20 protein-coding genes and 1 pseudogene are annotated in these 26,168 nt (G+C 72.7%); 7 read left to right on the top strand and 14 right to left on the bottom strand.

The features are described from left to right. Nucleotides 1-7: 7 nt before the first annotated feature. The 11 genes and pseudogenes from ACZ6S8_RS17700 to ACZ6S8_RS17650 all read right to left on the bottom strand — a co-directional run. Nucleotides 8-457, bottom strand: coding sequence for a hypothetical protein (locus ACZ6S8_RS17700; RefSeq protein ID WP_469456695.1), 450 nt, complete (start codon nt 455-457; stop codon nt 8-10). A gap of 773 nt (nt 458-1,230) precedes the next feature. After that, nucleotides 1,231-1,851 carry a pentapeptide repeat-containing protein gene (locus ACZ6S8_RS17695; RefSeq protein ID WP_469456693.1) on the bottom strand — a complete coding sequence of 207 codons (621 nt, stop codon included), beginning with the start codon at nt 1,849-1,851 and terminating at the stop codon, nt 1,231-1,233. A gap of 13 nt (nt 1,852-1,864) precedes the next feature. Continuing rightward, nucleotides 1,865-4,294, bottom strand: a complete 2,430-nt coding sequence (locus ACZ6S8_RS17690; protein WP_469456691.1) for a hypothetical protein — start codon at nt 4,292-4,294, stop codon at nt 1,865-1,867. Further along, nucleotides 4,291-4,719 (bottom strand): DUF6507 family protein, encoded by a 429-nt coding sequence (locus ACZ6S8_RS17685; protein WP_469456689.1) that lies wholly within the window; start codon nt 4,717-4,719, stop codon nt 4,291-4,293. The genes ACZ6S8_RS17690 and ACZ6S8_RS17685 overlap by 4 nt, the downstream gene beginning before the upstream one ends. 50 nt (nt 4,720-4,769) lie before the next feature. Next, nucleotides 4,770-5,081, bottom strand: coding sequence for a pore-forming ESAT-6 family protein (locus tag ACZ6S8_RS17680; protein ID WP_267843840.1), 312 nt, complete (start codon nt 5,079-5,081; stop codon nt 4,770-4,772). Nucleotides 5,082-5,144: 63 nt separating this feature from the next. Then, a complete protein-coding gene (locus tag ACZ6S8_RS17675) occupies nt 5,145-5,477 on the bottom strand; it encodes a hypothetical protein (RefSeq protein WP_267723108.1) in 333 nt (110 codons plus the stop codon). 117 nt (nt 5,478-5,594) lie between these two features. After that, the gene (locus ACZ6S8_RS17670; protein ID WP_469456686.1) at nt 5,595-7,013 is read right to left on the bottom strand and encodes a DUF6177 family protein; all 1,419 of its coding nucleotides are present in this window, start codon (nt 7,011-7,013) and stop codon (nt 5,595-5,597) included. A 71-nt stretch (nt 7,014-7,084) separates the two neighbouring features. Beyond that, on the bottom strand, nt 7,085-11,062 hold the full coding sequence (gene eccCa, locus ACZ6S8_RS17665) for a type VII secretion protein EccCa (RefSeq protein ID WP_469456684.1): 3,978 nt from the start codon (nt 11,060-11,062) through the stop codon (nt 7,085-7,087). A 40-nt stretch (nt 11,063-11,102) separates the two neighbouring features. After that, a complete protein-coding gene (locus ACZ6S8_RS17660; RefSeq protein ID WP_469456682.1) occupies nt 11,103-12,374 on the bottom strand; it encodes a MinD/ParA family ATP-binding protein in 1,272 nt (423 codons plus the stop codon). 60 nt (nt 12,375-12,434) lie between these two features. Then, nucleotides 12,435-13,790, bottom strand: coding sequence for a type VII secretion integral membrane protein EccD (gene eccD / locus ACZ6S8_RS17655; protein WP_469456680.1), 1,356 nt, complete (start codon nt 13,788-13,790; stop codon nt 12,435-12,437). Nucleotides 13,791-14,060: 270 nt separating this feature from the next. After that, nucleotides 14,061-14,324: pseudogene (locus ACZ6S8_RS17650) on the bottom strand (hypothetical protein); the annotation flags it as partial. A 283-nt stretch (nt 14,325-14,607) separates the two neighbouring features. Here ACZ6S8_RS17650 and ACZ6S8_RS17645 point away from each other — a divergent pair. Together ACZ6S8_RS17645 and ACZ6S8_RS17640 are read left to right on the top strand one after the other, a co-directional pair. Next, on the top strand, nt 14,608-15,831 hold the full coding sequence (locus ACZ6S8_RS17645) for a serine hydrolase domain-containing protein (RefSeq protein ID WP_469456679.1): 1,224 nt from the start codon (nt 14,608-14,610) through the stop codon (nt 15,829-15,831). A 92-nt stretch (nt 15,832-15,923) separates the two neighbouring features. After that, the gene (locus tag ACZ6S8_RS17640; RefSeq protein WP_469456677.1) at nt 15,924-16,439 is read left to right on the top strand and encodes a GNAT family N-acetyltransferase; all 516 of its coding nucleotides are present in this window, start codon (nt 15,924-15,926) and stop codon (nt 16,437-16,439) included. 61 nt (nt 16,440-16,500) lie between these two features. On the opposite strand, the gene ACZ6S8_RS17635 is transcribed toward ACZ6S8_RS17640, so the two are convergent. Next, nucleotides 16,501-18,267, bottom strand: coding sequence for a bifunctional 3'-5' exonuclease/DNA polymerase (locus tag ACZ6S8_RS17635; RefSeq protein ID WP_469456675.1), 1,767 nt, complete (start codon nt 18,265-18,267; stop codon nt 16,501-16,503). 493 nt (nt 18,268-18,760) lie between these two features. Between ACZ6S8_RS17635 and ACZ6S8_RS17630 the strand changes: the two genes are divergently transcribed. Then, entirely contained in the window at nt 18,761-19,936 is a 1,176-nt protein-coding gene (locus ACZ6S8_RS17630; protein ID WP_469456673.1) for a DUF2786 domain-containing protein, read from the top strand. A gap of 12 nt (nt 19,937-19,948) precedes the next feature. Here the strand turns inward: ACZ6S8_RS17630 and tatA are convergent, their stop codons facing one another. After that, a complete protein-coding gene (gene tatA, locus ACZ6S8_RS17625; RefSeq protein WP_469456671.1) occupies nt 19,949-20,119 on the bottom strand; it encodes a Sec-independent protein translocase subunit TatA in 171 nt (56 codons plus the stop codon). 126 nt (nt 20,120-20,245) lie between these two features. On the opposite strand from tatA, the gene ACZ6S8_RS17620 reads away from it, so the two are divergent. Together ACZ6S8_RS17620 and ACZ6S8_RS17615 are read left to right on the top strand one after the other, a co-directional pair. Continuing rightward, the gene (locus ACZ6S8_RS17620) at nt 20,246-22,291 is read left to right on the top strand and encodes an FUSC family protein (protein WP_469456669.1); all 2,046 of its coding nucleotides are present in this window, start codon (nt 20,246-20,248) and stop codon (nt 22,289-22,291) included. Nucleotides 22,292-22,409: 118 nt separating this feature from the next. Further along, a complete protein-coding gene (locus ACZ6S8_RS17615; protein WP_069920830.1) occupies nt 22,410-22,655 on the top strand; it encodes a DUF397 domain-containing protein in 246 nt (81 codons plus the stop codon). Nucleotides 22,656-22,777: 122 nt separating this feature from the next. Here the strand turns inward: ACZ6S8_RS17615 and ACZ6S8_RS17610 are convergent, their stop codons facing one another. Continuing rightward, nucleotides 22,778-23,287: an ATP-binding protein gene (locus ACZ6S8_RS17610; protein ID WP_469456666.1), complete on the bottom strand. Its 510-nt coding sequence runs from the start codon at nt 23,285-23,287 to the stop codon at nt 22,778-22,780. Nucleotides 23,288-23,644: 357 nt separating this feature from the next. Here ACZ6S8_RS17610 and ACZ6S8_RS17605 point away from each other — a divergent pair, with 357 nt between their 5' ends. Both ACZ6S8_RS17605 and ACZ6S8_RS17600 read left to right on the top strand, forming a co-directional pair. Beyond that, nucleotides 23,645-24,523: a helix-turn-helix domain-containing protein gene (locus ACZ6S8_RS17605; protein ID WP_383918086.1), complete on the top strand. Its 879-nt coding sequence runs from the start codon at nt 23,645-23,647 to the stop codon at nt 24,521-24,523. Nucleotides 24,524-24,612: 89 nt separating this feature from the next. Then, nucleotides 24,613-26,070, top strand: a complete 1,458-nt coding sequence (locus ACZ6S8_RS17600) for an aldehyde dehydrogenase family protein (RefSeq protein WP_469456664.1) — start codon at nt 24,613-24,615, stop codon at nt 26,068-26,070. Nucleotides 26,071-26,168 lie beyond the last annotated feature (98 nt).

The raw sequence follows: 26,168 nt of genomic DNA, 5'->3' as shown, positions 1-26,168 counted from the left end.
GGGCTCGTCACGACTGCGCCAGTTCCCGGAGCTTCCAGAACTCGTCGACCTCGGTCAGCTCAGCCGAACCTGCCTGCCCGGAGACGGGGTCCCCTGGATGCTCCATCAGCTCGGCCAGCGCGACGCTGGGGAGAAGGCCCCGGTCGTACGCCTCCTGTAGTCGGTCCAGCCAGACCAGGCCGGCCCTGTAAGCCTCCAGGTCGGCCTCATCGCGTGCCTCGAAGCTCGCCGCGCCGTCGGTGTCCGATGCCCACAGGAACCCCAGCACTCCCGGTTCACCGAGTACAGGCACGTATCGGACGGGGCCGGACGTCTGCCGCTCGTACCCGGCTGAGAACTTCGGGGTCTGACTGAAGATTCCGTTGCGGTAGGGGATCTCCGCCAAGGCCGAAGCCAGGCGGGGCCGGTTCGCGGCGAACACGGCCTCTTGCTCGTGCCCCCGCAGATCGAACGGCATCCAGGCATCGGAGAACGTCGTGAACCCCACCTGAGGTTGGCCGGTGCGATCTCGTTGAGCTGGACCAGTCCGGTGGCAACCGTCTCCACTTCGGAACCCGGGATCCGGCCTGCCGGCTTCCAGTGCAGGTTCCGGGTGAACAGCTCGTCGAACTGCTCGACTCGCAGCACGCGGTGCCTGAGGAGTGGCCCCTGGCCGTCGGCCGAGGTGGAGGACGAGACGCGCCCCTTGGCGTCCACGGCATCAAGCACGGTCTGGCTCAGTGCCCGCAGAAGCGGAGTGCCGAGGTTGCCCTGTGCGGTGCCGGGGCGGAACGTCACGCCCGTCAGATCGAGGCCGCCTGCGTTGTCCACCATGAACTCTCCATCCCTTTCGTAGAAGAGGACTAGCGGCTCGTAGAGGTCGGGGATGACGCAGTACGAGGCCGGATTCTGTGCGCGGAGCTCTGCCAGGCGCACGGCACCCGCACGGGTGCGCTGAAGGACGCCGCACGGAACGGTACGCAGGAATTCTCGAGTTCCGCGGAAAGCTCCGGCGACAGTCGGAATGCGGGTTCCACGTGCTCCGTGATGTCAGAGAAGGGCCATGTGCTCTCGGCGAAACACGCCTGGGCCCACATGGCCGCCCGCCGGAGATACTCACGCATCAACAGGCGCCACGACATCACGTGCCCGAACGCATGGTCCCACTCGGCAGTCTATTCCATCGCGCGAAAGTGACTCAGTGTGACGGATGACATCCGGTCGTCGCTTGGGGCAGTCCCCATAGCGGAGTCACTGACCTTGGGGTCGTTGAGGAGGCAGGACCTGAACGTGTGCACCCCGGCTGTTCAGCCAGAATTCGAGATCGGCTCCGGTGATCTCCCGCAGCTCTTCCCCTTCGACGACCGAAGCCGGACCGAACACCGTCCCTGTGAGCCCCAGCACTACCGTCTGTTCATCCATGGCGACTTGAAATGAGGTTTGTTTGACACTCGCGTTCGACAGGTCCGCGCCTTGAAGTTTTACGTCGAGCAATCCGGCCCCATCGAGTTTCGCGTGTCGGAAGGATGCTCCGCGAGCATCGACCGACCACATTTCCGCACTTCCGAGGTCGGCTCGGTCCAAATTCGCGCGGCCCAGAGAAGATCCATCCAGGACGGCCTTTACGAGCGTGGCTCCGGAAAGGTTCGCCCCATCGAGCTCGGCCCCCTCCAGGTGGGATCGATACAGATCAGCCCCGGACAAGTTCACGTCGCGGAGGACGGACTCCGTGAACAGCCCGTTGGCGAGATCGGCACCCGAGATATCAGCTCCACTCAGATCGAGCCCAGCGACATCCAGCAGGGAATCGCTCTCCGCAGCCCACTCGTTCAGTACGGCAGTGGCTTGCGCATCGGCTGGGAGCGTCTTCACGCTGCGTCCATCGTTACGGATACCAGACAATGCGATCACTCCAACCGTTCTGTTTCACTATGGCTTCGAGGTCATTGATCGCGGCTTGGTTGGCATTTCGCGTGTCGAGAATGACGATGCGACCCTTGACTTCGATCTGGTCCCTCAGCTTCCGGGTCCATCCCTGATTGTCCGCCGGATTGTACGCTCCCTTGAACGGAAGTGACTTGTCACGGACGTTGTTGAGCGGTGGCCAGTCGGAGTGCACGCCCTTGATGTCATAAAACTCGCCTGAGCCGGGCGAATAAAGATCGCCCTGGTTCGCCCCGGGCGGTCGCTGGATGTCGGCCGGGAGGGTTCCCCGCTCACGCATGTCGAGGGCGAGGCGGGCCTCGTCCATCTCGGAGGGCTTCACCTTCCCCTTGTGGTCGGGGTCCTGCTTCATCTGATCGAAGTCGTCCGTATGCCGTTGCTCGACGCCTTCCAGGTGCTGGGCGTGCGCAGCCTGATCTTCCGGAGTCAGCGCCGGGGCGGGTCCGAGCGGCGACTCGGGGAGGTCGGCCGGGGGAGGGCCGTCGTGCCCGACACCGTCTGGGCCTTCACCCGCACCGGACGGGCTTCCGCTGTTGCCGCCAGGGGCGGTTTCCGGGTGGGGGCCCGGGGTGTGGCCCGTGCCGGACGGCGCGCTCTCGCCGTGGCCGGAGCCTGTGGAGGGGCCGTCTGTGTGGCCCGTGCCTCCCGAACCGTCCGGGTGCCCCCCACCGCTGGAGGTGGTGTCACCCTGGCCACCGGTCGGGGAGTCGTGGCTCGCGGAGGGACCCTTGCCCAAGTCGTTCGCACTGCCGCCAGGGGAGGTGTCCGGGCGGGTGCTCGGGAGGTCGTCGGCCGCACCGACCGGGGGAGAGGTGTCGGAGCCGAGGCGGACGACGTCGTCGGTGCCGCGGGCGCCGACGCCGACCAGTTCGCGCTCCGGGACCCTGGCGGTGGCCGGGGCGTCCGGCTTCGGGGCCTCGACGCGGGGGGTGTTCGCGTCCGCGTCCGGCACGTTCTCCTGCTTGGCGGCCTTTCCGCTCTGCTCCAGGGAACCGTCGGCCTTGTAGATGTTGCCGTCGAGGTCCATGAACCGCGGCCCGTCGGGCGTCGGGAGCTTGACCGTGCCGGGCGGGAGGGTCGTCGTGCCCTCGGGCAGCTTGACGGTGCCGTCCGCGAGCTTCGTCGCGCCTTCGGGGACCGTCGCGCCGGCCGGGAGGTGGATCGCGCCGTCCGGCAGCAGCACCGCGCCGTCGGGGAGGGCGACCGCGCCGTCCAGGTTGATGCTGGGGACCTCGAACTTGCCGGCGCCCTTGAGGCCGGCCATCACGTCGCCGATCTTGGCGAACCCGGCCCCGGCGCCCTTGAACATGTACGTCATCGGGTCGATCGCCCGGCCCGCCTTGCCGGCGAACGACAGGGTCTTGGCGACCGCGCCCGCCTTGCCGGCGCCCGAGACCGCACCGCCCGCGCCGCCGGTGAACACCGTGGTCAGGACGTTGAAGGTCACCGCGCCCGCGGCACGGGACGGGTTGGAGCCCCACTGGTCCCAGGCCAGGAGGGCCTTGCCGGTCTCCTTCATGGCGGTGCGGGAGTCGCGGAGCCAGGACGGGAGCTTGTCGTCGGGGGCGGCGAGGAAGAGGGGGCCCACGCCGGGGACCGACATGATGGCGAGGCCGGTACCCAGCTTGGCCAGGCCGGTCCAGGACTGCTTGAACACGTCCCAGCCCTGGAGCCCCACCAGACCGCCGAGGCCCTTGAGGGTGCCCCAGACGCCGTCGACGATGATGCCCTTGCCGAACTCCCAGGCGTGCTCCCACACCTGCCAGGCGGGGATGGACTCCTCGACCGCGTCGCCCCAGGGCAGGGACTTGGACTGCTTCATCGCCTCGGCGTCGTAGCCGTACATGTCCTTGCCGTTGGAGCCGTCGTTGACCTTCAGCGGCTTCCCGCCGACCAGGGCGACGATCTTTCCGTAGGCGGCCCGCTCCACTTCCTGGAACTCGGCCCAGACTTCGGCGATCTTGTTGCGGCGTTCGAGGTTCTCGTCGATCAGATCGCCGTCCTCACGCCACTTCTCGTCCTTGTCCGTCTCCGTGCGGAAGGCCTGCGCCTCCGCCTTCAGGGTCTCCAGCTTCTTGACGATCGGCGCGGCGTCGCGCGAGTACGTGCCCAGCGCGCCGGCGATCGTGCACATGTCGGAGCTGAGCTTGAGCCCGAGGTCGGAGACGGGCTTGGTCGTCGCGAACAGCTGGTCGGCTTCCGGGGCCTGGTAGAAGGCCTGGAGGCCGCCGAAGCTGGTGTGGACGTCCGAGGTCTTCGTCGCGACCGCGGCCCCGCCCGACGAGATGGCCTTGACCTTCGCGTCCAGCACGGCCAGGTTTCCCGTGAAGACCGGCACCTCGGCCGGGTCGACCGGCGCGTTCCCGCTCACTTCTTGCCCCCCGGCTTCTCGCGCAGGACGTCGAGGTTGACGGCCCTGGCCGCGTCCTGGGCGGCCTTGGCCTGCTCCAGGTCGCCTTCCAGGTACTCGTTCGTCGCCTTCACCGCACCGAGGACGCAGGCCTCGATCCGCTCCGCCATCGACTTGAACTCCGGCTTGCGGGCCGTCAGGTACTCACCGAGCGCGGCCGCGACCGGGCCCATCGCCTTCTGGCTCAGATGCGGCTGGCCGACCGGCACCGGCCCTGCCAGCTTGGTCTCCGCCTGCGAACCGGGCACGGCCGTCCCCGCGGCCTGCGCCGCCTCCGACATGGCCGTGAGCAGGGCGTTGAGCGCCTTCTCCAGCTCACCGGCATGCGTGCCGACGGTCTTCAACTGGCCCTGCACACCCTGCGGCTTGATGTCCCACGACGTCATCAGCGAACCCCCGTACTACCCCGACCAACCGTCCCGCGTTCCCGGCTCGTTCAGCCGATGTTGTCGACCGCGGCCTTCGCCCGCTGCAGCGTCTGGTGCGCCGTCGCGTCGTTCTTCTCCAGCGTCGTGTTCAGCAGCTGGATGATGTTCTTGACCTCCTGCGAGGCGTTCTTCCACCGCAGCTCCTTGGCGTGGTAGTCGTCCGCCACACCGTCCGCCGCGAAGTCCGCCATCGCCGAGGCGACCTGCGCCTCACGTGCCGCGATGACCTGCTCCAGCTGGCCGATCACGGCCTTGATGCCGCCCTGTACCTCCGTCGAGGCACCCACGTCGTACGCACGACGGTCCGTCCCACCTGCCACCACAACCACACTCCCCGTGAAGAAGAACCAGAAGAAGAACCAACAGAAGAAGGAGCGGCGGCCTCAGCGGCCGCGGAAGCGGGCGGCGTCGAAGTTCGCCGCACCCTGCGTCTGCCGGGCGTTCTCGCCCTGCTCCTGGTCACCCGAGCCGAAGGCCTGCTCCATCCCCGACTGGCCGCCCAGGATGGCCGCCAGCGAAGCGTTCAGCTCCTTCGCGATCCCGTCCGCGCGCAGCTTGAACGAGTCGAACGCGACCTTGCCCTGGCCCTGGAACTTGCCCTCCAACGGCTGCGCCGCGGTCACCAGCTGCTTGATCAGCGACCCCAGGTCCGTATTGGAGTTGCGCGACCCGGACATCAGGTTCGTCAGGACCTGCGTCCCCATGTCGAACTTCATCTCACTCCCCCGTACATGCGATCGATCGTAAGTATGTTCATCTTCGTCAATCCGCGTCGCGCCTGCAACCGGCAAAGCCGCAGTTGTGACTCACCCATGACAATCCCCCAGAGGTCTTCACGACCCCTTCAGATGACCCATGAGCCGCTCGAAGACGGCCCACCCCGAGAGGTCCGAAGGGTCCCCGGGCATCGCGTAGTAGTAGGCGGGGCGGGACTTGGGGCCCAGTCGCACCGGCTGTGCGGCCAGCGGGGTGTGCCGGGCGCGGTCGTCGGGCATGGCCCGGACCTCCTCCGCTCCCAGGACGAAGGCGAGCGGCACGCCCGGCCCCTCGAAGCGCGGCGGTACCAGCAGGTCCCGGCGCGCTTTGCGGAGTTGTACGAGCATCGACTGGAGGCGGTGCCGGGTGACGAGCGCCTCCGCCGTGCGCGGCATGGCGTCCAGCGGTGGTTCCTCGCCGGCGCCGTAGCCGAGGGCCAGGGTCACGGTCTCCTCGACGCCCGCCTTCGTACGGCTGATCCGCACCGTGGCGAGGCCGGGCCGCTCGGGGCTGCCCACCACCACGAACCAGGTCGGCTCGGGTGCCCGGGCGAAGGCCACGTCGGTCAGCCGGCCGGGCGACCACGGCAGGTTGGCCGGCTCGGCCGTGCCCCAGCCCGCCGGGGGCGCGCCGGTCAGCTCGCGCCACACCGTCTCCAGGGCGCCGCCGAGGACCAGCCGGTCGTCCGCGGGGTGGACGGTGCGGAAGGTGACGGCCAGCTGCCGTTCGGCCGTCTCCGTGACCTCCTGGTACGAGGCGGCCACCGGGGTCCGCGGGTCGTCCTCGGTGGCGTGCTCGGACACCACGGTGGCGAACATACCCTCCTGCCAGCGCAGTACCGCGCCCGAGAGCCCGTCGTAGTAGCCGTCACGCTCGTCCCGCACGACCCACCGCGACGGCCAGTCCGGCATGTTGGCCAGCACCGCCGGCGACATCGGCGTCCCGGGCGGAGTGACGACCTGCAGGCCCCGCTCGGCCGCCGCCGCGGCCCGGAAGGCGTCGGAGAGCCAGGCCGTCATGGCGACGACCGGGCGGTCCATGATGACCACCGCGACGTTGGGGGTCAGTACGTCCACGGCGGGCTGCGCCGCCGCGGGCGCGGGCGCGACGCCGACCCCGTCGGTCCGCACCACGCCCAGGGAGCCGGCCGCCTCCGGCGGCCATGCGCTCCCGCCCGCCAGATCGGCGAGCCGGGCCGCGAAGGTTCCGGCGAGGCGCTCGGCGTCGGGTACGCCGGTGGTGGCGCGCGCCTCCGTCCACCAGAACGGAACGCGCGGCGGGGTGGCCCCGAGGAGCCGCTCGGCCTCCCCCTCGACCTGGACCAGCAGGGGTGCCTCAACCGAGACCAGCGGCCGCCCCTGCTCGTCGCAGAGCTGTACGACCGCGCCCTCGCCCGCCGCGTTCACCAGTTTGTCGGGGCCCCCGGAGAGGAGGCCGGCGAGCACCACCCACGGATCGGGCATCCGCGGGGTGAGGGCGATGACGTCCTTGGTCATGAGGTCGTACGGTCCTTCGCAGTCCGGTGTCGGGGAGGGGCGGCAGGGGATGGCCGGGAGTGCCAGGGGTGTCACCCGGGCGACGTGTACACGGTCTGGATCAGGCGGTTGGACTGGCCCCTGCGGACGAGGACGCCGCGGCCGGCCGGCTGCTGGGAGGCGTACACCCCCGGGAACAGCTGGCCCTCGCCCCGGTCTCCCGCCATGACGATCGCCGAGGCGCCGGACTCGCGCAGGCCCTGTACCAGGGGTTCGTACATCCCGCGCGAGGCGCCCGCGACGCGGCGCGTCAGGACGAAGTGCAGGCCGATGTCCATCGCCGCCGGGATGTACGGGACGAACGGGGCGAGCGGCGACTGTCCCGCGGTGGTGAGCACGTCGTAGTCGTCGACGAGCACGACGATCCGGGGGCCGCCGCCCCAGCTGCCGGGTTCCAGGTCGTCCAGGGGTGCGCTGTCGTCGGGCAGCCGGCGCTCCAGTTCGGTGGCGATGCCCGCGGCCAGCCCGGCGCACATCTTGCCGTTGTAGGCGTAGCCGCCGTTGAACTCCTCCGGGACCACGCCGCGCAGGCTCCGCCGCGGGTCCATGATGGCGAAGACCAGTTCCTCCTCGCCGTAGCGGTCGATGAGGCCGGCGGCGATGGTCTTGAGCAGGTTCGTCTTGCCGCACTCGCTGTCGCCCATGACCAGCAGGTGCTGGTCGTGCCGGAACAGGTCGAGGAGCACGGGCGCCAGCCCGTTCTGGTCGAGGCCGATCGGCACGCGCGCGGGCTCCGCCGCCGGTCCCGGCAGCAGGGCGGGCTCCAGCAGGTGCGGCAGTACGCGGACCGGCTGGGCGGTCTCTCCGCTCCAGGTGGCCCGGACGGTACCGGCGGTGCGCTCCAGCACCGCGCCGAGTTCCGAGGTGTCGCGGAGCCCGTCGGTGCGGGGCAGTGCCACCTGCGCGAAGAGCTTGCCGTCGGTGAGGACACGGCCGGGTTCGGCGGGGGACAGGGTCTCGGCCAGTTTGCGGTCGACGCTGGACTCGCTGGGGTCGTTGAGGCGCAGTTCGACGCGGGTGCCGAAGTTCGACTGGGTGGCGATGCGGACGTCGTTCCAGCGGAGCATGCCCGCGACGACGTGGATGCCGTAGCCGCCGCCGCGCTTGAGGATGTCGACGACGGCGTCGTCGAGCTCCTCGAAGTCGTCGCGCAGCGCGCCGAAGCCGTCGATGACGAGGACGATCTCGGCGGAGGCGAGCCGGGGCAGCCGGCCGGCCGCGTGCAGTGCGCGCAGCTGCTCGACGGAGTCGATGCCGTGTTCCCGGAAGAGGTCCTCGCGGGTCGCGAGCATGGTGCGCACTTCTTCGAGGGTGCGGGCCGCGCGCTCGCGGTCGGCGCGTCCCGCGACTCCGCCGACGTGCGGCAGACCGGCCAGGGCCTGGAGGCCGCCGCCGACCAGGTCGAGGCCGTAGACGCCGACCTCCTGCGGGGTGTGGGTGAGCGCGAGCGACAGGACGAGGGTGCGCAGCAGGGTGGTCTTGCCGGACTGCGGGCCGCCGATGACGGCGGCGTGGCCGCCCGCGACGGTGAGGTCGAGGTACCACTCGCCCTGCCGCTGCCTGGTCGGGTCGTCGATCAGGCCCATCGGTACCGTGAGCCGGCCGCGCCGCTTGGTGAGCTGCATGCCGCGCGCGCCGACGTCGAGCGGGCCGGCGACCTCGTCCAGGGGGATCGCGTCGGGCAGCGGGGGCAGCCAGATGCGGCGTACGGGAGCGGCGGCGGCGCGCAGCTGCTCGACGATGACGCCCATCTCGGTCGGTCCGGTCTCGCGGCGCCGGGCGGTGGGCTCCCGGCTTCCGGTGGTGTCCGGCTTGGACAGGGTGTTGAAGGCCTCGTACTCCAGGGCGAGGGGTCCGCTGTCCTCGTCCTCGGCGCGCTGTACGGGGCCCCGGTAGGCGCCCGAGACGTAGCTCGCCTTGAACCGCTCGTAGTGGCTGGTGTCGACCTTGAGGTAGCCGAAGCCGGGCAGCGGCGGGAGGTGGAAGGCGTCGGTGGTGTCCAGGACCGTGCGGGACTCGTCGGCGGAGAACGTGCGCAGGCCCAGCCGGTACGAGAGGTACGTGTCCAGGCCCTTGAGCTTGCCGCCCTCGATGCGCTGGCTGGACAGCAGCAGGTGGACGCCGATGGAGCGGCCGATGCGGCCGATGGACAGGAACAGGTCGATGAAGTCCGGCTTCGCGGTGAGCAGTTCGCCGAACTCGTCGATGACGACGAACAGGTGCGGCAGCGGTTCCAGGTCGGGGCGGCGGTCGGCGCGCAGCGCGGCGTAGTCACCGATGTCGGCGATGTTGCCGGCTTCCTTCAGGACCTGCTGGCGGCGCTTGACCTCGCCGGCGAGGGAGGCGTGGACGCGCTCGACGAGACCGGCCTGGTTCTCCAGGTTGGTGATGACGCCCGCGACGTGCGGCAGGTCCGCGAACGGGGCGAAGGTGGCGCCGCCCTTGTAGTCGACGAGGACCAGGGCGAGGTCTTCCGGGGGGTGCGTGGCGACCAGGGAGAGGACCAGGGTGCGCAGGAGCTCGGACTTTCCGGAGCCGGTGGCGCCGACGCACAGGCCGTGGGGGCCCATGCCCAGTTCGGAGGATTCCTTGAGGTCCAGCAGCACGGGCCCGTGGGAGTCGCTGATGCCGATGGGCACGCGCAGGAAGGCGCGTTCGCCGCGCGGGGCCCACAGGCTCGCCAGGTCCAGCCGGGCCACGTCGTCGATGCCGAGCAGGTCGGCGAAGTCGACGGGGCCGGACAGGGGCGCGTCGACGAGGGATTCGGCGGACAGGCGCAGGGGGGCGAGCATCCGGGCGAGGCCCTCGGCGAAGGGGACGCCCACTTCGTCCACGGTCCCGTGGGCGCTGATGGGCTGGTCCTCGCGCAGGTCCTCGATGAGCAGCCGGTCCCCGTCGGCGGTGATGCGCACGCCCACGTGTCCCGGTTCCTGGATCCGCTGTTCCAGGAGGTGGATGACGGTGGTGCCCATCTCGCGCAGGCCGACCGCCTCGTCGGGGCGGGGCAGTTCGGCGGCGTCCTCGCCGTGCCCGTCGGTCACGACGAGCAGGCGGGACGTCATGGCCAGGGCGTCCCTGCCGGACAGCCCGCGGCGCACTTCGGCGGCGTAGGAGGCGCGGCGACGCAGGTCCGGGCCGATCTGCCGGGCGAGCTGGTCCACGGAGGGGGCGATGCGGCGGGCGGCGACGGGGCCGTCGAGCTGCTCGGTGTCGAGGAGGTGCGGCATCCACTTGGCCCAGTCCCAGTCGGGGAGCCGGTCCCCGGGGACGGCCAGGGCGATCGCCACGTCGTCGGGGGCGTGCAGGGCGGCGGCCTGGACGAGCAGGGCGCGGGCGACGCGCAGGCAGTCCTCGCGCGGGCCGATGACGCTGATGTTGCCGACGCGGTCGAGCGGGACGGTGAGCGGGAGTTCGGTGCCGTTGCGGAACCGGGCCGTCAGCGCCGACGCCTCGTTGAGCATGAACTGGTCGGGCGGGGTGAGGACGGTGGAGCTCTGCTGGCCGATCTGCAGGTCGCGCACGGGCATCTCGCCGGTGCCGACGCGCACGCGCAGGAAGTCGCCGTCGACGCGGCGGCGCTCCCACAGCCGGGCCGGGTCGCGGACGATGTCGTACAGGGCGTGGGGCGACGGGTTGAGGACGTCGGCCCGTTCACCGCGCTCGCGCTCCTCGCCGGTGAGCTCCTCGCGCAGGTCCTCCAGGTAGGCGAGGTAGGCCTCGCGCTGCGTGCGGCGCGTCCGCTGGGCCTTGCCCCGCTGGGAGAAGACGAGCGCGAGGGATCCGACGATGGTGACGACGAGGATCAGCGCGCCGAGAGCGGCGAACTGGCTGTTGCGGACGACCGTCATCATCACGACGGACGACATGACGCCGGCCACCGGCAGCAGCGACATGGCGATGTTGCCCGCCTTGCCCTCGGGCAGGTTGGGCGGGGCCTCGATGATGCGGGCGGCGGGGGCGGCCGGGGGCTTGATGGTTCTGGCCGGGCGGTGGACCAGTCGGGTGCTCATCGTCGTCGTCCGTCAGTCGCGGTCGGGCTCGGCATGTCGGTCAGTGGCGCTTCTGGGAGAGCTGGAAGGCGTCCGCGGCGATCCGCGTGGCGGTCTGCCTGGTCGAGCGGGCCAGCAGCTCGGGGCTGATGGGGCCGCCGGCCGCCAGGTGCCGGTCGTACGGCAGGACGTGGACGGTGGTTCCGGCGGCCTTGAGGGTGCGGGCCGCCTCGGCGAGGTCGATCCCCGAGTGCGGCGTCTGCTCGGTGAGCACGACGACCGTGCCGGCGATCATGTGCGGGGGCAGCCCCCGCATCCACTGGAGGACCGCGTACGTGCTGGCGACGCCGTCGAGGGTCGCGGGGGTGGTGAGGACGCGGGCCTGGGCGGCGGAGAGCGCGACGCGGGCGACCTCGGCGGGCAGGGTCTCGCAGTCGACGACGGTCACGCCGAAGTAGCGGCGGAGCGCGACCATGGCCCGCTCGTAGGACCGGGTGTCGAGCATCGCGCCGATCTGTCCCTGGCTGCCGGGGAGCAGCCAGGCGTTGTCGCGGAGCTGGACGAGGTAGCCGGTGACGTCGAGGAGCGACATCTGGGGTTCGACGATGTCCGCGACGTCGCCGGTGGTCCAGCGCAGGGTCTCGGCGCCGAGGCGGACGGGCAGGGAGCCGAGGGCGGGGTCGGCCTCGACGAAGAGGACGGGGTCCTGCCGGTAGTGGGCGTACGTCGTGCCGAGCAGGGCGGCGACCGTGGACTTGCCGGCGCCGCCGCGGATGGAGGTGACGGCGATCTGGCGGCCGGTGGTGACGGGCTGCTGGAGCAGCTCGGCGGTCCGGGTGGCTTCGGCGACCTCGTGGGCGACGGATGAGGAAACGATTCGCCGTACGGCGCGTACGGCGCGCGCGGCGAAGGGCTCACCGTGGCGGGGCTTGCGGCCCGCCCCGGCCAGGTCCCTGTCGACCGCGGGCCGGGAGTCGGGGGTGCGGGCCTGCGGGGAGGCCGGCTGACGCCGCGGTGCGTGGCCGAGGGGGTCCGCCCGCGGGTGCCCGTGGCCCGGGGCGGGCTGCGGCGCGCCGCCGGGGGGCGGGGCGGACTCCCGGCCGCCGGGCGCGGGCGCGGCGGGCACCGGGTGCGGGCCGCCGTGGACCGGGTCGCCGGACCCCCGGGTCGGGAAGCCGGCGCCCTGCGGCGCCTGCGCGGCGGCCGGGGGCTGCGGGCCGGCCGGCGGCTGTGGGCCGGCCGGGCCCTGCGACGCCGGCCGGGCGCCGGGCGCCGCGGCGCCGGACCCCAGGTCGCGCAGGACGTCGCCCTGCCAGTTGTCTCCGCTCGGCATCCCTGCCCCGCCCCTCTTCATTCCGTCCTGCCGCCCCGCCCGGAGCGCGTGCGCGTTGACTCAGAACTTGTCGAGCAGTTGCCCGTACACACCGAACACCCCGACGGCGATCGGGAACAGCCCCACCATGCCGACCGACTCGACGAGGTCGGCGGTGCGCCGCAACCGCACCCGGACGTGCTCCGGCGGCTGCACCGCGAGCACGACCAGCGGCAGCAGCGCCGCCACCGCGAGGACGGCGAGCGGTCCGGCGCCCTCGCCGTGCTCGGTCCACAGCATCACCAGGCGTACGACGAGCAGCGCCGCGGCGGCGAACAGCGCCACGACCTCGGCGACCAGCGGGAAGGCGCGCGCTCTGGACAGGAGCACCACCGCGCCGAGCGTCGGCAGCACCACCGTCCACACGGTCGGCTTCTCGGCCAGCGTCAGCAGCCAGCCGGCGGCCGCCGCCGAGATCGCGGTGACGATCGTCGCGAGGGCGAGCCCGCGGTGCGTGGCGGCGAGGGCGTTGCCCACCTCGTGGCGGCTGACCGAGGCGCCCCCCGAGCGGCGGTCGTCGAGGGCGGTGAGCCCCGAGGCCATCAGGGCGAGCCGCGGCAGCAGGCCGAGCAGCACCACGGAGAAGAGGAGCATGACCGCGCCGAGCCGGGCCGGATCGCCCTGGACGGCGGCGACGGCTTCCCACACGGCGGTGATCACGGCGGTGACCACGGCGCCGATGAGTCCGCCCCGGCCGAGGGGCGAGAAGTAGCCGAGCAGCACCAGCGTCAGGACGAGCGCGCCCGCGACGGCGGCGAGCCGTGCACCGCCCGACCAGTGGTGGGCGTCCGCGGCGGTCCACGCGGTGAGCACGCCCAGCGTGCCGGAGGCGAGCAGGAGGGCGGTCGCCAGGCCCCGGTTGCCCTGCCCGATCCGGGCGACGAGCGCGCCGGCCACCAGCAGGACCAGGGTGACGGTGCCGAGGGCGACCGCCAGGGCGTCGAGTGCGAACTCGCGGCGGGCGAGCAGCGCGGCCGTCACCGCGAAGGCGACGGTGGCCACGCCCGCACTGCGCCGGCGGGCGGCCGGGCGCCAGCGCCAGGCCCGCAGATCGAGGTCGTCGGCCACCAGGTCCGTGACGTCGTGGACGACGGGCGCGGGCGGCGCGGAGTGCGACCGTACGAGCCGCAGGACGGCGCCGTCGGCTATCCCGGCCGTCGCGAGCGTGCTGTCGTGCGGCAGCGCGGAACCGTCCGGCGCGATCAGCTGACGCGTCATCGGGCGCGCCGCGGCCCGGTCGTCGAGCAGGTGCAGTATGTCCGGGAGCAGTTGCCCGATCGGAGTGTCGGAGGGCAGGACCATGTCGGCCCGGCGCCGCTCGCCGACCAGGGTCACCCGGCTCAATTGCGCGCGGGAAGTCGTTGCTGTGCTCACCACTTACCGGAACCTATCATCGCGGAATTGCGACCTTTCGGGGCCAAGGGGACATAGTTCTGCTGGGGGCGGCGAGCTTTCCCGGATCTGCACACGGCTGCGTCCCCGCCGCCCCTACGCCGGTGTCGGCTTGGGCGACGTGGACGTACGCGCGGGCGGGGGCGACTTCTGCGGTGTCCGCGACGGCGACGGGTGGGGTGCCGTCGAAGGGCGGTTCGCCGTCGAAGGGCGGGGCGGCGGCGCCGTGGACGCGCCCGTCGGCAGCGGCGACTTCGCCGGCCCCCCGAACTGCTCCACGCGGTTCTGCTGCTGCCGCTGCTGCTCGGCCTTCTGCTTGGCGAGCGTGTGCTGGATGAAGGACCACCCGACGCAGCCCGCGCACAGGACGGCCGTGATGGCGAGGCCCGCGAACAGCTTCCCGAGCCGTCCGTCCGCCGTGCGCCGCGCCCGCTGCGCGCCGAACAGCAGCGCGTCCCCCATCCTGCGCCGGCGTACCGTCACCGATTCCAGGAGCTGGCTGTCGTAGTCCCTTGCCATCCGTCGTCCGTCGCCTCAGTCCCGACTCGTCGAGCGCGGCAACCGCTCCGGGGCGCGGATGCTGCGCCTGGGCCATGCGAAATCCCCCGTGTTTTGCCTCTGCAACATAAGGCATGGAACAACCCCGGGCACACCCCTGTCCGGGGAGGGGCGCTCCGATCCCCCCGTGCGCGGGCACGGCCCCGGCGGCCCCCGGGGGCCGGCCCACGGCGCGGTCGCCCGCGGGCGGGGGCGCGGTTACGTTGGAGGGACCGGTCCTTGTCGGCTCCGCGGGAGGCCCGTCATGGCGACACGTTGGCGCAGTGCGGCGATGGCGGCCGCCGCGGTCGGGCTCGTGGTGGCGCCCCTCGGCGGGCCCGCGGCACAGGCCCGGACCGCCCAGGCCCCGGCCGCGGCGGTCGCGGCCACCGATCCCGCGGAGGATGCCTTTCCCCGGCTGACCCCGGCCGTGGCCGCGGAGCTCGACGGCGCGATCCGCGGGGTCATGGACGAGGCGAAGGTGCCGGGGGTGCTGGTGTCGCTGTCGGCGCCCGGCAAGGGGGAGTACGTACGCGCCTTCGGCGTCGCGGACAAGGCGACGGGCGCGCCGATGGCCACCGACCTCTACATGCGGATGGGCAGCGAGACCAAGACCTTCACCGTGACCGCCCTGCTCCAGCTGGTGGACGACGGCAGGGTCGGCCTGGACGATCCGATCGGCAGGTACGTCTCCGGTGTGCCGAACGGCGACCGGATCACCCTGCGCGAGCTGGCCGGCATGCGCAGCGGACTGTTCAACTACTCCGACGACGAAGCCTTCTTCAAGGCGCTGACCAGCGACCCCCGGGGCAACTTCACCCCGCGGGAGCTGCTCGGGTTCTCCTTCTCGCACCCGGTGCAGTTCGAGCCCGGAGCGCAGTTCCAGTACTGCAACACGAACCTGATCCTGCTCGGCCTGGTGGTGGAGAAGGTCACGGGCACCCCGCTCGCCGAGTACGTCAACAAGGAGGTCGTCGCGCCCGCCGGACTGAAGCACACCCTCTTCCCCCGGGGCGCGGAGTTCCCCTCGCCGCACGCCCACGGCTACACGAACCAGACGGCCTCCGGGAAGACCGAGGACGCCACCGACTGGAACCCCCCGTGGGCGTGGGCCGCCGGCGCCATGATCTCCGACCTCGCCGACCTGAAGGTCTGGGCGCAGAGCCTTGCCACCGGCCGGCTGCTGACCCCGGCCACCCAGGCGGAGCGGCTGAAGACGAGCCCGGCCGGGAACCTGCCCGACACCGGATACGGACTCGGCATCTTCGACGCGGAGGGCTGGATCGGGCACAACGGCTCGCTGCCCGGATACCAGTCGCTGACCGTCTACCTCCCCGAGGCGAAGGCCACGATGGTGGTGCTGCTCAACACCGACATCGCCTACGAAGGGGCCGAGCCCAGCTCCCTGTTCGGCGAGGCGATCACCCAAGTGGTGACCCCGGACCACGTGTTCAAGCTGCCCTCCCAGCCGGTCGCCGGCACGGAGTAGCCGCCCGGGCGCGCCCCGCCCCGGCCCCCCTCCGGAGTCCCGCGCACAATGGGGCTTCGCGCGGGACGCCGACCGAGGGAGAGACGACGCACATGAACGCTCAGGCATCGCAGGGGCAGCAGCCGGGCACCGGGGTCGTGCTCCGCACCGCCGGAGAGGCGGACCTCGACGAGGCCGCCGCGCTGTTCCGGGGCTACCTCGACTTCTACGAGGTGCAGGTCGAGGACCCGGACCGCCCGCGGGCCTTCCTCGCCGAGCGGATCGCCAAGGACGAGTCGCTGGTGCTGCTCGCCGAGGTGCCGGGGGCGGGGACGGTCGGGTTCGCGCAGGTCTACCGCACGTTCTCCTCCCTCGCCCTGCGGCCGGCCTGGATCCTCGGCGACCTGTACGTGGCCCCGGCCGGGCGCCGTACGGGCGCGGCGACGGCGCTGCTGCGCGAGGTGCTGCGCCGCGCCGCCGCGTCGGGTGCGGCCGCGGTGCAGCTGGAGACGGCGTACGACAACCACGTCGCGCAGGGGCTGTACGAGGCGGAGGGCTTCGTCCGCGACGAGTTCCACCTCTACTTCCACGGGCTGGAGGGCCTGGAGGGACCGGAGGGATCGGCCTGACCTCGGCGCCGGCAGAGGTCCCGGGGCCGGCCGCGGTGCCGGTGCCGGTCCCGGGCCGCGGTCACTTGGCGTCGGCGTAGCACTCCACGACCGCCGTCGTGAACGGGAACCGGACCGGGGTGTCGCCGAAGGCGATCCGTCCGGCCCGGTCCCCGGCGGCGCGGATCGCCTCGGCGACCGCCCCGGCCTCCTCGGCGGGGCAGTGCACGATCACCTCGTCGTGCTGGAAGAACACCAGCTCGGCCCGCATCCCCGCGGTCGCCTGCCGCAGGGCGGCCAGGAGCAGCAGGGCCCAGTCGGCGGCGCTGCCCTGCACCACGAAGTTGCGCGTGAAGCGGCCGCGGGCCCGGGTGTTGGTCGAGGCGTAGCTCGGGGTCCAGGCGTCGTCGCGCTCCTGCGGGAGTCCGGCTTCGCCGCCTTCCCCGCCGCCGGCCGGGGTCCCGCCCGCGTCGGCGTCCCCGTCCCCGTCCGCGTCCGCGGAGGTGGCGGGGGGCGGGCTGGTGCGGCCCAGCCAGGTCCGTACGAGCCGTCCCTCCTCGCCCGCCCGGGCGGCGTCGTCCACGTACGCCACGGCGCGGGGAAAGCGGCGGCGCAGTGCGGCGAGGTTCTTCAGGCCGTCCCCGGAGGTCTGCCCGTAGACGGCGCCGAGGACGGCGAGCTTCGCCTTGTCCCGGTCGCCGGAGAAGCCCTGGCGGGAGACGGCGGTGTAGAGGTCCTCGGGCCGGCCGGCCACCTCCATGAACGCGGGGTCGCGGGAGATCGCGGCCAGGACGCGCGGCTCCATCTGGTCGGCGTCGGCGACGACGAGCCGCCAGCCGGGGTCGGCGACGACCGCCCGGCGGATCACCTTCGGGATCTGCAGGGCCCCGCCGCCGTTGGTGACCCAGCGGCCGGTCAGGGTGCCGCCGGGGATGAACTCCGGGCGGAAGCGGCCGTCGTGCACCCAGTCGGCGAGCCAGCTCCAGCCGTGGGCGGTGTAGATCCGGTACAGCTTCTTGTACGCGATCAGCGGTTCGACGGCGGGGTGGTCCAGCTCCTGGATCTCCCAGCGGCGGGTGGACTTGAGCTTGATCCCGGCTTCGCCGAAGGCCCTGATCACGTCGGCGGGCAGGTCGGGGCGCACGCGGCGGCCGAACGCGGCGGACACCTCGTCGGCGAGTTCGGCGAGCCGGCGGGGCTCGCCGCCGCCGGCGTACCGCTCGCCGAGCAGGTCGGTGAGCAGGGCGCGGTGGACGTCGGCCCGCCAGGGCAGGCCCGCGCGGTTCATCTCGGCGGCGACGAGGAAGGCGGCGGACTCGGCGGCGACGAGCAGCCGCATCCGGTCGGGGTGGTGGGTGGCGCCGAGGCGCTGCACCTGGTCGGCGTGGACCGCGAGCAGGGCGTCGAGGGGTACGGGGGCGGGCTGGGGGTCGAAGAGGGAGTCCTGCGTACCGGGCACGGCGGCCCGCTGCGGCGGATCGGGCGGTACGGGCTCGTTCCTGAGCCGGGCCCAGGCGGCCGCCGCCGACCGGGGCTCACCGAACCGGCCCTCGTGCCCGAGCAGCAGCAGTTCGGCGTCCTCGACGTCGTGGCACCGCTCGACGCGGGCGCCGGCGGCGAGCAGGCGGGGGTACACCGCGGCGGTGGACCGCCACACCCACCGCGTCCCGGCGGGGGCGGCCCGTACCGCCTCGGCGGGGTCGCGGACGCGGAGCCGGGGCCCGGCGGGGGCGTCCGGTGGCCCGGTGGGTGCGGGCGCGGGGGTGACGGGCGCGGGGGTGACGGGCGCGGCGTGCCACCACCCGTCGGCGTCCTCGGCGAGGGCCCACCGGCCGGCGTTTTCGCTCACGGGTGCGAGTGTCCCACCGGGGTCTGACAGGGGGGCGGCGCCGTGCCGGTCCCGTGCCGGGGGCTTGGGGGCTCGGGGCGCGGGGGCTCGGTTCGGTGCCGGGGGCGTCGGGACCGGGTGCCGCGCCGTTGCCGGGGCTCCGCCCCGGACCCCGCGCCTCAAACGCCGGCGGGGCTGGGAGGGGGCTCCGCCCCGGACCCCGCGCCTCGAACGCCGGCGGGGCTGAGAGGGGGCTCCGCCCCGGACCCCGGGCCCACACGCCGGCGGGGCTGAGAGGGGGCTCCGCCCCGGACCCCGGGCCCACACGCCGGCGGGGCTGGGAGGGGGCTCCGGCCCGGGCCCCGGGCCCACACGCCGGCGGGGCTGAAGTGGCGCCGCTCAGGCCCCCGGCTCGAAGGCCGGTGGGACTGGAACGGCGCTGCCTCGGGGCCCGGGGGGGGTCTTGGCCTCGCGGGTTCGGGGGTGGGGTGGGGGACATGCCAAGCTGGAGGGTGTGAGAGACCTTGCCGAGACCGTCGACCGCGCCTTCGCCGCCGCCCTCTACGCCCAGGACGACGCCGGACTGGACACCGGAGCCTCGGTGCTCGTCGCCGAGCCCGCGCTGTGGCCCGGGGTCGGGCAGGAGCTGCTCGCGCGCGGCGAGGCGTACGCACGGCAGGGCTGGGAGCGCGGCTGGCAGCCGGCCGACGTGCTGCGGCTGGTGCGCCGGGACCTCGACGAGCGGCACCTGAGGATCACCGGGGACCTGATCGCGGCCGAGGCGCGCCGTTACGCCCGGCTGCCCGCCCGGTGGACGGACGCCGAGGCCTGGTGGGGGAGCGACGGGGAGTACGCCGACCGGCTGGCGCAGCGGGAGCGGACGGACCGGTTCACGCTGGCCGGCGCCTTCCTGGAAGTGCTGCGGCTGCTGATCCGGCTGCCCTCGATCGAGCCCGTGGGCCCGCTGCCGGGCGACCCGGCGGACCTCGGGGAGCACGCGCACATCGAGCCGCGGATGCTCGGCCGCATCCGGGCCCTGCTCGCCAAGGCCGAGGCGACCACCTTCCCGGAGGAGGCGGAGGCGCTCAGCGCCAAGGCCCAGGAGCTGATGGCCCGGCACACCGTCGACGAGGCGCTGCTGGCGGCGCGCGGCGGCGGTCCCGCGCGAGTGCCGGGGGCGTGCCGGATCGGTGTCGAGCCGCCGTACGAGGAGGCCAAGGCGGTGCTGCTCGACGCGGTGGCCACCGCCAACCGCTGCCGGGCGGTGTGGAACAGCGGCTTCGAGTTCTCCGCGGTGGTCGGCTTCGAGAGCGACCTGGAGGCGGTGGAGCTGCTGTACACCTCGCTGCTCGTGCAGGGCACGGCGGCGATGACCCGCGCGGAGGCCGCGCAGCGCTCCGGCGGGCGCAAGCGGACGAAGACCTTCCGGCAGTCCTTCCTGCTCGCGTACGCCAGCAGGCTCGGCCAGCGGCTCGCCGAGACGGCCGAGCACACGGCCGCCGAGGCCCCGGACAACCTGCCGGCCCTGGTGGCCCGCGACGTGGCGGTGACCTCCCGGGCGGACGAGATGTTCCCCCGGACCACGACGACCCGGCTGCGCGGTGCCACCGACCACGCGGGCTGGGAGGACGGCACGGCAGCCGCCGACCGCGCCCACATGGGAGGCCGGCGCAACCCGCTGCCCCGCTAGGGCGGGCTCCCGCTACGGCTTGGTGGTGTCCTCCGCGCGCAGGGCCCGCGTCTCCGACTTCAGGATCCGCATCGACTTGCCCAGCGAACGGGCCATGTCGGGCAGCTTCTTCGAGCCGAACACCAGCAGGCAGACGACCAGCACCACGAGCAGGTGCCACGGTTGCACGGCGTTGCGGAACATGGAGGGCCCCCTCGGGCGGCCGTCGGGATGATGATCGGACCCATGGAACAGCCGCGGAAGGGGTCAGGACAAATCTGAAGAAGTCCTGAAAGCCGAACCGGCCCCCGCACGGCTACGCTCGACGCCATGAGCTGGCTCCGGGCGCTGAAGGACACCGCCCGGTCGGGCGTGAAGGTCGAGCGGACGCGCCTGGAACCCCTGGTCGCCCTGCGCGCGGCCGCCGGGCTCGCGATCGTCATCGGCGCCGGGCTCGCGTTCCTCGGTCCGGGAGCCGCCGCCAGTTCCGCGTTCGGCGCCTTCATGGCCGCCATCGCCACCTTCCAGCAGAGCTGGCGGCCGCGGCCCGTGCTCGCCCTCGCCTCCGGCCTGACCCTGGCCGTCTCCACCTTCGTGGGCTACCTCGTCGGCTCCTCGCACACCGCGCTCTTCCTCGCGCTCCTCGCCGTCTGGACCTTCGCCGCGAGCCTGATGTGGGCGGCCGGTCCCACCGCCGGGATCATCGCCTCGGGCAACGTCGCGATCATGCTGGTCACCGTCACCCTGCCGACCTCCGTCCCGCAGGCCGCCGGGCACGCCGCGATGATCGCCGCCGGCGGGGTGGTCCAGGCACTGCTGATCGTCCTCTTCCCCATCCGCCGCTGGGGCGCCCAGCGCGACGCCCTGGCCGACGCCCTCGCCGCCGAGGCGGACTACGCCCGGCGGCTGCGCCACGACCCCCACGCCCCCTTCGACCCGCAGCCGCTGATGCGGGCGCGGGCCGCCGCCACCGTCACCGCCCGGCAGGCCCGGCGGCGCCCCGCCGAGCTGCACGGGGCGCGGGGGCTCGCCGAACGGATCCGGCCCGTGCTGGCCTCGCTCGCCGACCCGGCCGTGGGGGCGCCCGCCGAGGGACCGGCGCGGGACCGGGTGCGGGAGCTGCTCGCCGCCGCCGCGTCGGTGCTCGACGCCGCCGCGCGGGCGATCCGGCACGGCGAGCCGGTCCGGCCGCCCGCTCCGGCCCTCGCCGTCCTGAGGTCCCCCGACACGGCGGACCTCCTCACCGGCGCGCCGCTGCGGGCCGCGCGCCGGCTCGCCGCCCTGCTGGACGACGTACGGGAGACGGCCGAGCCGGGCTCGGGGCGCACCGCCGACCCGGGGGAGTCGATGCTGCGGCCCACCCTGTGGCGGATGGCGCCGCTGGTCCTGAAGGCCGTACGGGCCGAGCTGCGGCCCGGGTCGCCGGTGCTGCGGCACGCCCTGCGGGTCACCGCCGTGGCCTGTACGGGACTGGTGATCGGGCTGGCGCTGCCGCTCGGGCACGCCTACTGGGCGCCGATGGCCTCCGTGATGGTGATGCGGCCCGACTTCAGCCAGACGTACTCCCGCGCCGTCGCCCGCTTCGCGGGGACCCTGGTCGGGGTCGCCGTCGCCACCGGCATCGTGCAGCTCGCCCATCCGGGCATGTACCTGTCGGGCCTGCTCGCGGTGGTCAGCGCGGGCCTGATGTACGTCCTGATGCGCACCGGGTACGCCGTCGCGCAGCTCTTCGTCTCCGCGTACGTCGTCTTCCTGCTCGGCATGGGCGGGGTCCGCTGGGACCAGACGGTGCCCGACCGGGTGGCGCTCACGCTGGTCGGCGGGCTGCTCGCGATGGCCGCGTACGCCCTCTACCCGGCCTGGGAGACCCCGCGGCTGCGCACCCGCCTCGCCGACTGGCTGGCCGCGGACGGACGGTACGCGGCCGCCGTGCTGCGCCAGTACGCCGACCCGGCCAGGGCTCACCGCGCGGACGTCCGCGCGGCCCTGCTGGACACCCGCGACGCCCGCATCGCCTGGCAGGACGCGGTCGCGCGGGCGGCGGGGGAACCGGTGCGCCACCGGGGGCTGTCCCGGGCGGCGGCCGAGGGAGCCGGCGACGCCCTGGCGGCGCTGGGCCGCCACGCGATGCTCCTGGAGGCCCACCCCCCGGACCGGGACGGGGCCCCGGTGGCGGGGGCGGCGGAGTTCGCCGAGGCGCTGCGCGCCGCGACGGAGGCGGGGGCCAGGGCCGTACGGGAGCGCCGCGTTCCGCAATGGGACGGCGTACGGGACCTGCTGACGGACTGGGACACCCCCGCGTCGGGAGTGCTGCGGGGGGCCGCCGAGCAGCTCGTGGACTCCCTCGACGAGGTGTCCGAAGCCCTGCGGCCCTGAAGGGGGCCCGTTTGTGATCAGTGGGCCACCCTCCGTGCACGTGCATCTGCCCATGCAGGCGCTTATGAACACAGCTATGATCCGGTGCAGTTGACATCTGCACTATCGGGGGCTTCCTGTGGACCACGCGTACAACGGGATGGCAGCTGCAGAACTCGCTTCCCTGTTTGAGCTGACGTGGCAGAAGAGCAGACACAGCAACTCTCAGGGCTCTTGTGTGGAGTTCGCGAGACTGCCCGGCGGCGATGTCGCCATGCGCAACTCGCGCTTCCCCGACGGGCCGGCGCTCGTGTACACGCCGGCCGAGATAGAGGCGCTGCTCCTGGGGGTCAAGGACGGCGAGTTCGATCACTTGATCGGCTGACGGAACAGCGCACTCATACAAGCCATGCACGTGCAGCGGCCGGGATTGATCGCAGTGATCAATCCCGGCCGGTTGGCGTGTAAGGGCGGGTCGGCCGCCGTCTGCGACGGCGGCCCCGCGGCTCAGTCGGGGAGCAGGAACAGCGCCCAGACGACCTTGCCGGTGAGGCGTCCCGCGAGCGGGTGCCAGCCCCAGCTGTCGCTGTAGGAGTCGACCAGGAACAGTCCGCGGCCGGACTCCAGGTCGAAGTTCTCCTCCGTGCGCTCCGGGGAGAAGGCCCCGCCGGGCCGGTCCTCGCTGGGGTCGCGCACCGCGCACACGAGCCGCGTGCTCCACCGCATCAGGTGCAGCCGCACCGGAGGCTCCGCCTCGGCGCACGCACCCCGCACATCCTCGGGCAGGGCATGGCGCAGCGCGTTGGTGACGAGCTCGGAGACGACCAGCGACACGTCGTCGAAGCGGTCGTCGAGACCCCACTGGGACAGTGTCGAGCGGGTGAAGGTGCGGGCGCCCCGCACCGCCTCGAAGCGGGCGGGCAGGGCACAGGAGGCGGACCCGGAGACAGCCGTGGGGTCGACCGGGGGAAGCCCCTGCCGTAACGGCTCGAGCATGGTCGATCCATTCGTCCCCATGCGAGGCACTCCCGGGATTCGCGGGCGAAGCGGCGGCCTCGTCCAAAGAGAACTGCGGGGTGGGTCCGTGCTCCGGCGCGAACAGCACGCAGGTGCGCGGGGACCATCGTTCCGAATGGCGGAGCCGGATGCAAGGGCAGATGCACGTGCACGCGCCGGACCTGTCCACTCCCGTGACGGTTCTTGCTCATTTCTTCCTACGCATACGGACGGACTTCTTTCCCCGCGGGCGGGATTCCGTTACAGAACGAGTACGGGCCGATGCGTTTTGGTGGCAGACTGCGGCCCCTGGGGTTCGGGGGCCCCGCTGGCTGTCCCGCCCGCACGTGAGTGCGGAAGGGGCGCACATCCATCGCGATGGGGAGGGCAGGACTAGTGACCGCAGAAGCCAGCGGTTCTGTGGTGCGCCGAATCCTCCTGGGCTCGCAGCTCAGGCGACTCCGTGAATCCCGCGGCATCACCCGCGAGGCGGCCGGCTACTCGATCCGCGCATCCGAATCGAAGATCAGCCGCTTGGAGTTGGGAAGGGTGAGCTTCAAGGCACGGGACGTCGAGGACCTCCTCACGCTCTACGGGGTCACGGACGACGCGGAGCGCGAATCCCTCCTGGGTCTGGTCCGCGAGGCCAACGCCACCGGCTGGTGGCACAGTTACGGAGACGTGCTGCCCGGGTGGTTCCAGACGTACATCGGTCTGGAGGGCGCCGCCTCGCACATCCGCATCTACGAGGTGCAGTTCGTCCACGGCCTGCTCCAGACCGAGGCGTACGCCCAGGCGGTCGTCCGCCGCGGCATGCCCGGCGCCACCGCGGCCGAGATCGACCGGCGCGTCGCGCTGCGCCTGGAGCGCCAGAAGGTCCTCGTCTCCGAGAGCGCCCCGGTCTTCCACGCCGTGCTCGACGAGGCCGCCCTGCGCCGCCCGTACGGCGACCGCGACGTCATGCGCGGCCAGCTGGAGCACCTCATCGAGATCTCCCAGCGGCCCAACGTGCAGCTCCAGGTGATGCCGTTCTCCTTCGGCGGCCACGCGGGCGAGAGCGGTGCCTTCACCCTGCTCCGCTTCCCCGAGTCCGACCTGCAGGACATCGTCTATCTGGAACAGCTCACCAGCGCCCTCTACCTGGACAAGGACGAGGAAGTGGGGCAGTACGGCCGGGCCATGGAGCGACTTCAGGCCGACTGCCCGGACCCGGGCCAGACCAGGGATCTTCTTCGCGGCCTGCTCCAACTGTCTTGATTCGCACGTACTATGACGTCTGATCAGTGCATGATGACCGATCGGTCTCCGGTGCAGCGCACGGGTGCGCGCTCGCAGTAAGGGATGGCATGTCCATATTCAGCGACCTGGCTCACCAGTACATCGACGGCGAATGGCTGGCCGGTACCGGTTCGTGGGACATCATCGACGTCAACCCCTACAACGGGGAGAAGCTCGCCGCCATTACCGTGGCCACCGTCGAGCAGGTGGACCAGGCCTACCGCGGCGCCGAGCGCGCCCAGCGCGAGTGGGCGGCCACCAGCCCCTACACCAGACGCGCGGTCCTGGAGCGCGCCCTGCGGATCACCGAGGAGCGCGAGAAGGAGATCGTCGAGGCGATGATCGACGAGCTCGGCGGGACGCGTCCCAAGGCCGAGTACGAGGTCCACATCGCCATGGAGTTCATCCGCGAGGCGATCCAGCTGGCCGTCCGCCCCGAGGGCCGCATCCTGGCCTCGCCGGTCGAGGGCAAGGAGAACCGGGTCCAGCGCCTCCCGGTCGGCGTCGTCACCGTGATCAGCCCGTTCAACTTCCCGTTCCTGGTCACCCTGAAGTCCGTCGCCCCGGCCCTGGCCCTGGGCAACGCCGTGGTGATCAAGCCGAACCAGAACGCGCCCGTGGTCGGCGGCGGGGTCATCGCCAAGATCTTCGAGGACGCCGGACTCCCCGCGGGCCTGCTGAACGTCCTCGTCACCGACATAGCGGAGATCGGCGACGCCCTCCTGACGCACCCCGTGCCCAAGGTGATCTCCTTCGCCGGCTCGGACCGCGTCGGCCGGCACGTCGGCGCCGTCGCCGCGAAGCACTTCAAGCGGACCGTCCTGGAGCTCAGCGGGAACAGCGCGCTCGTCGTCCTCGACGACGCCGACCTCGACTACGCGGTGGACGCGGCCGTCTTCAGCCGGTTCGTCTACCAGGGCCAGGTCTGCATGGCCGCGAACCGCATCCTGGTCGACGCCTCCGTCGCGGAGGAGTTCACCGAGAAGTTCACCGCCCGGGTCCGCGCCCTGAAGACGGGCGACCCGCACGACGCGGACACCCACATCGGCCCGCTGATCAACTCCTTCCAGGCCGACGCCCTCACCGCGCTCGTGGACCGGGCCGTCGCCGAGGGCGCCCAGGCGCTCGTCCGCGGGTCTACGCGCGGCAACCTGGTGGAACCGACCGTCCTGGCCGGCCTCCCCGAGGACTCCCCGCTGCTGGGCCAGGAGATCTTCGGCCCGGTGGCCCTGCTGGTGGTCTTCGACGGCGAGGAGGAGGCCGTACGGCTGACCAACCTCACCCCGTACGGGCTGAGCGGCGCGGTGCACACCCGGGACGTGGAGCGGGGCGTGCGCTTCGCGCAGCGCATCGAGACGGGGATGATCCACGTCAACGACTCCACGATCGGGGACGAGCCGCTGGCCGCCTTCGGCGGGGAGAAGGCCTCGGGGCTGGGCCGGCTGAACGGCGAGGCCACCGTCGAGGCGTTCACGACCCAGAAGTGGATCTCGGTGCAGCACGGGCGGACGCGCTTCCCCTTCTGAGCGGACGCGTTCTGAGCGGACGCGCTTCCCCTTCCGAGGGGCGCCCGATCTACACTCGACCGGGCGTACGCGGAGCAGCCGCCCGGGGGAGAGCAGAG

Source organism: Streptomyces sp. NPDC048461, from assembly GCF_055587105.1.
Note: the sequence above shows the minus strand (reverse complement) of the source record. Positions and strands in the feature narration are given on the sequence as shown.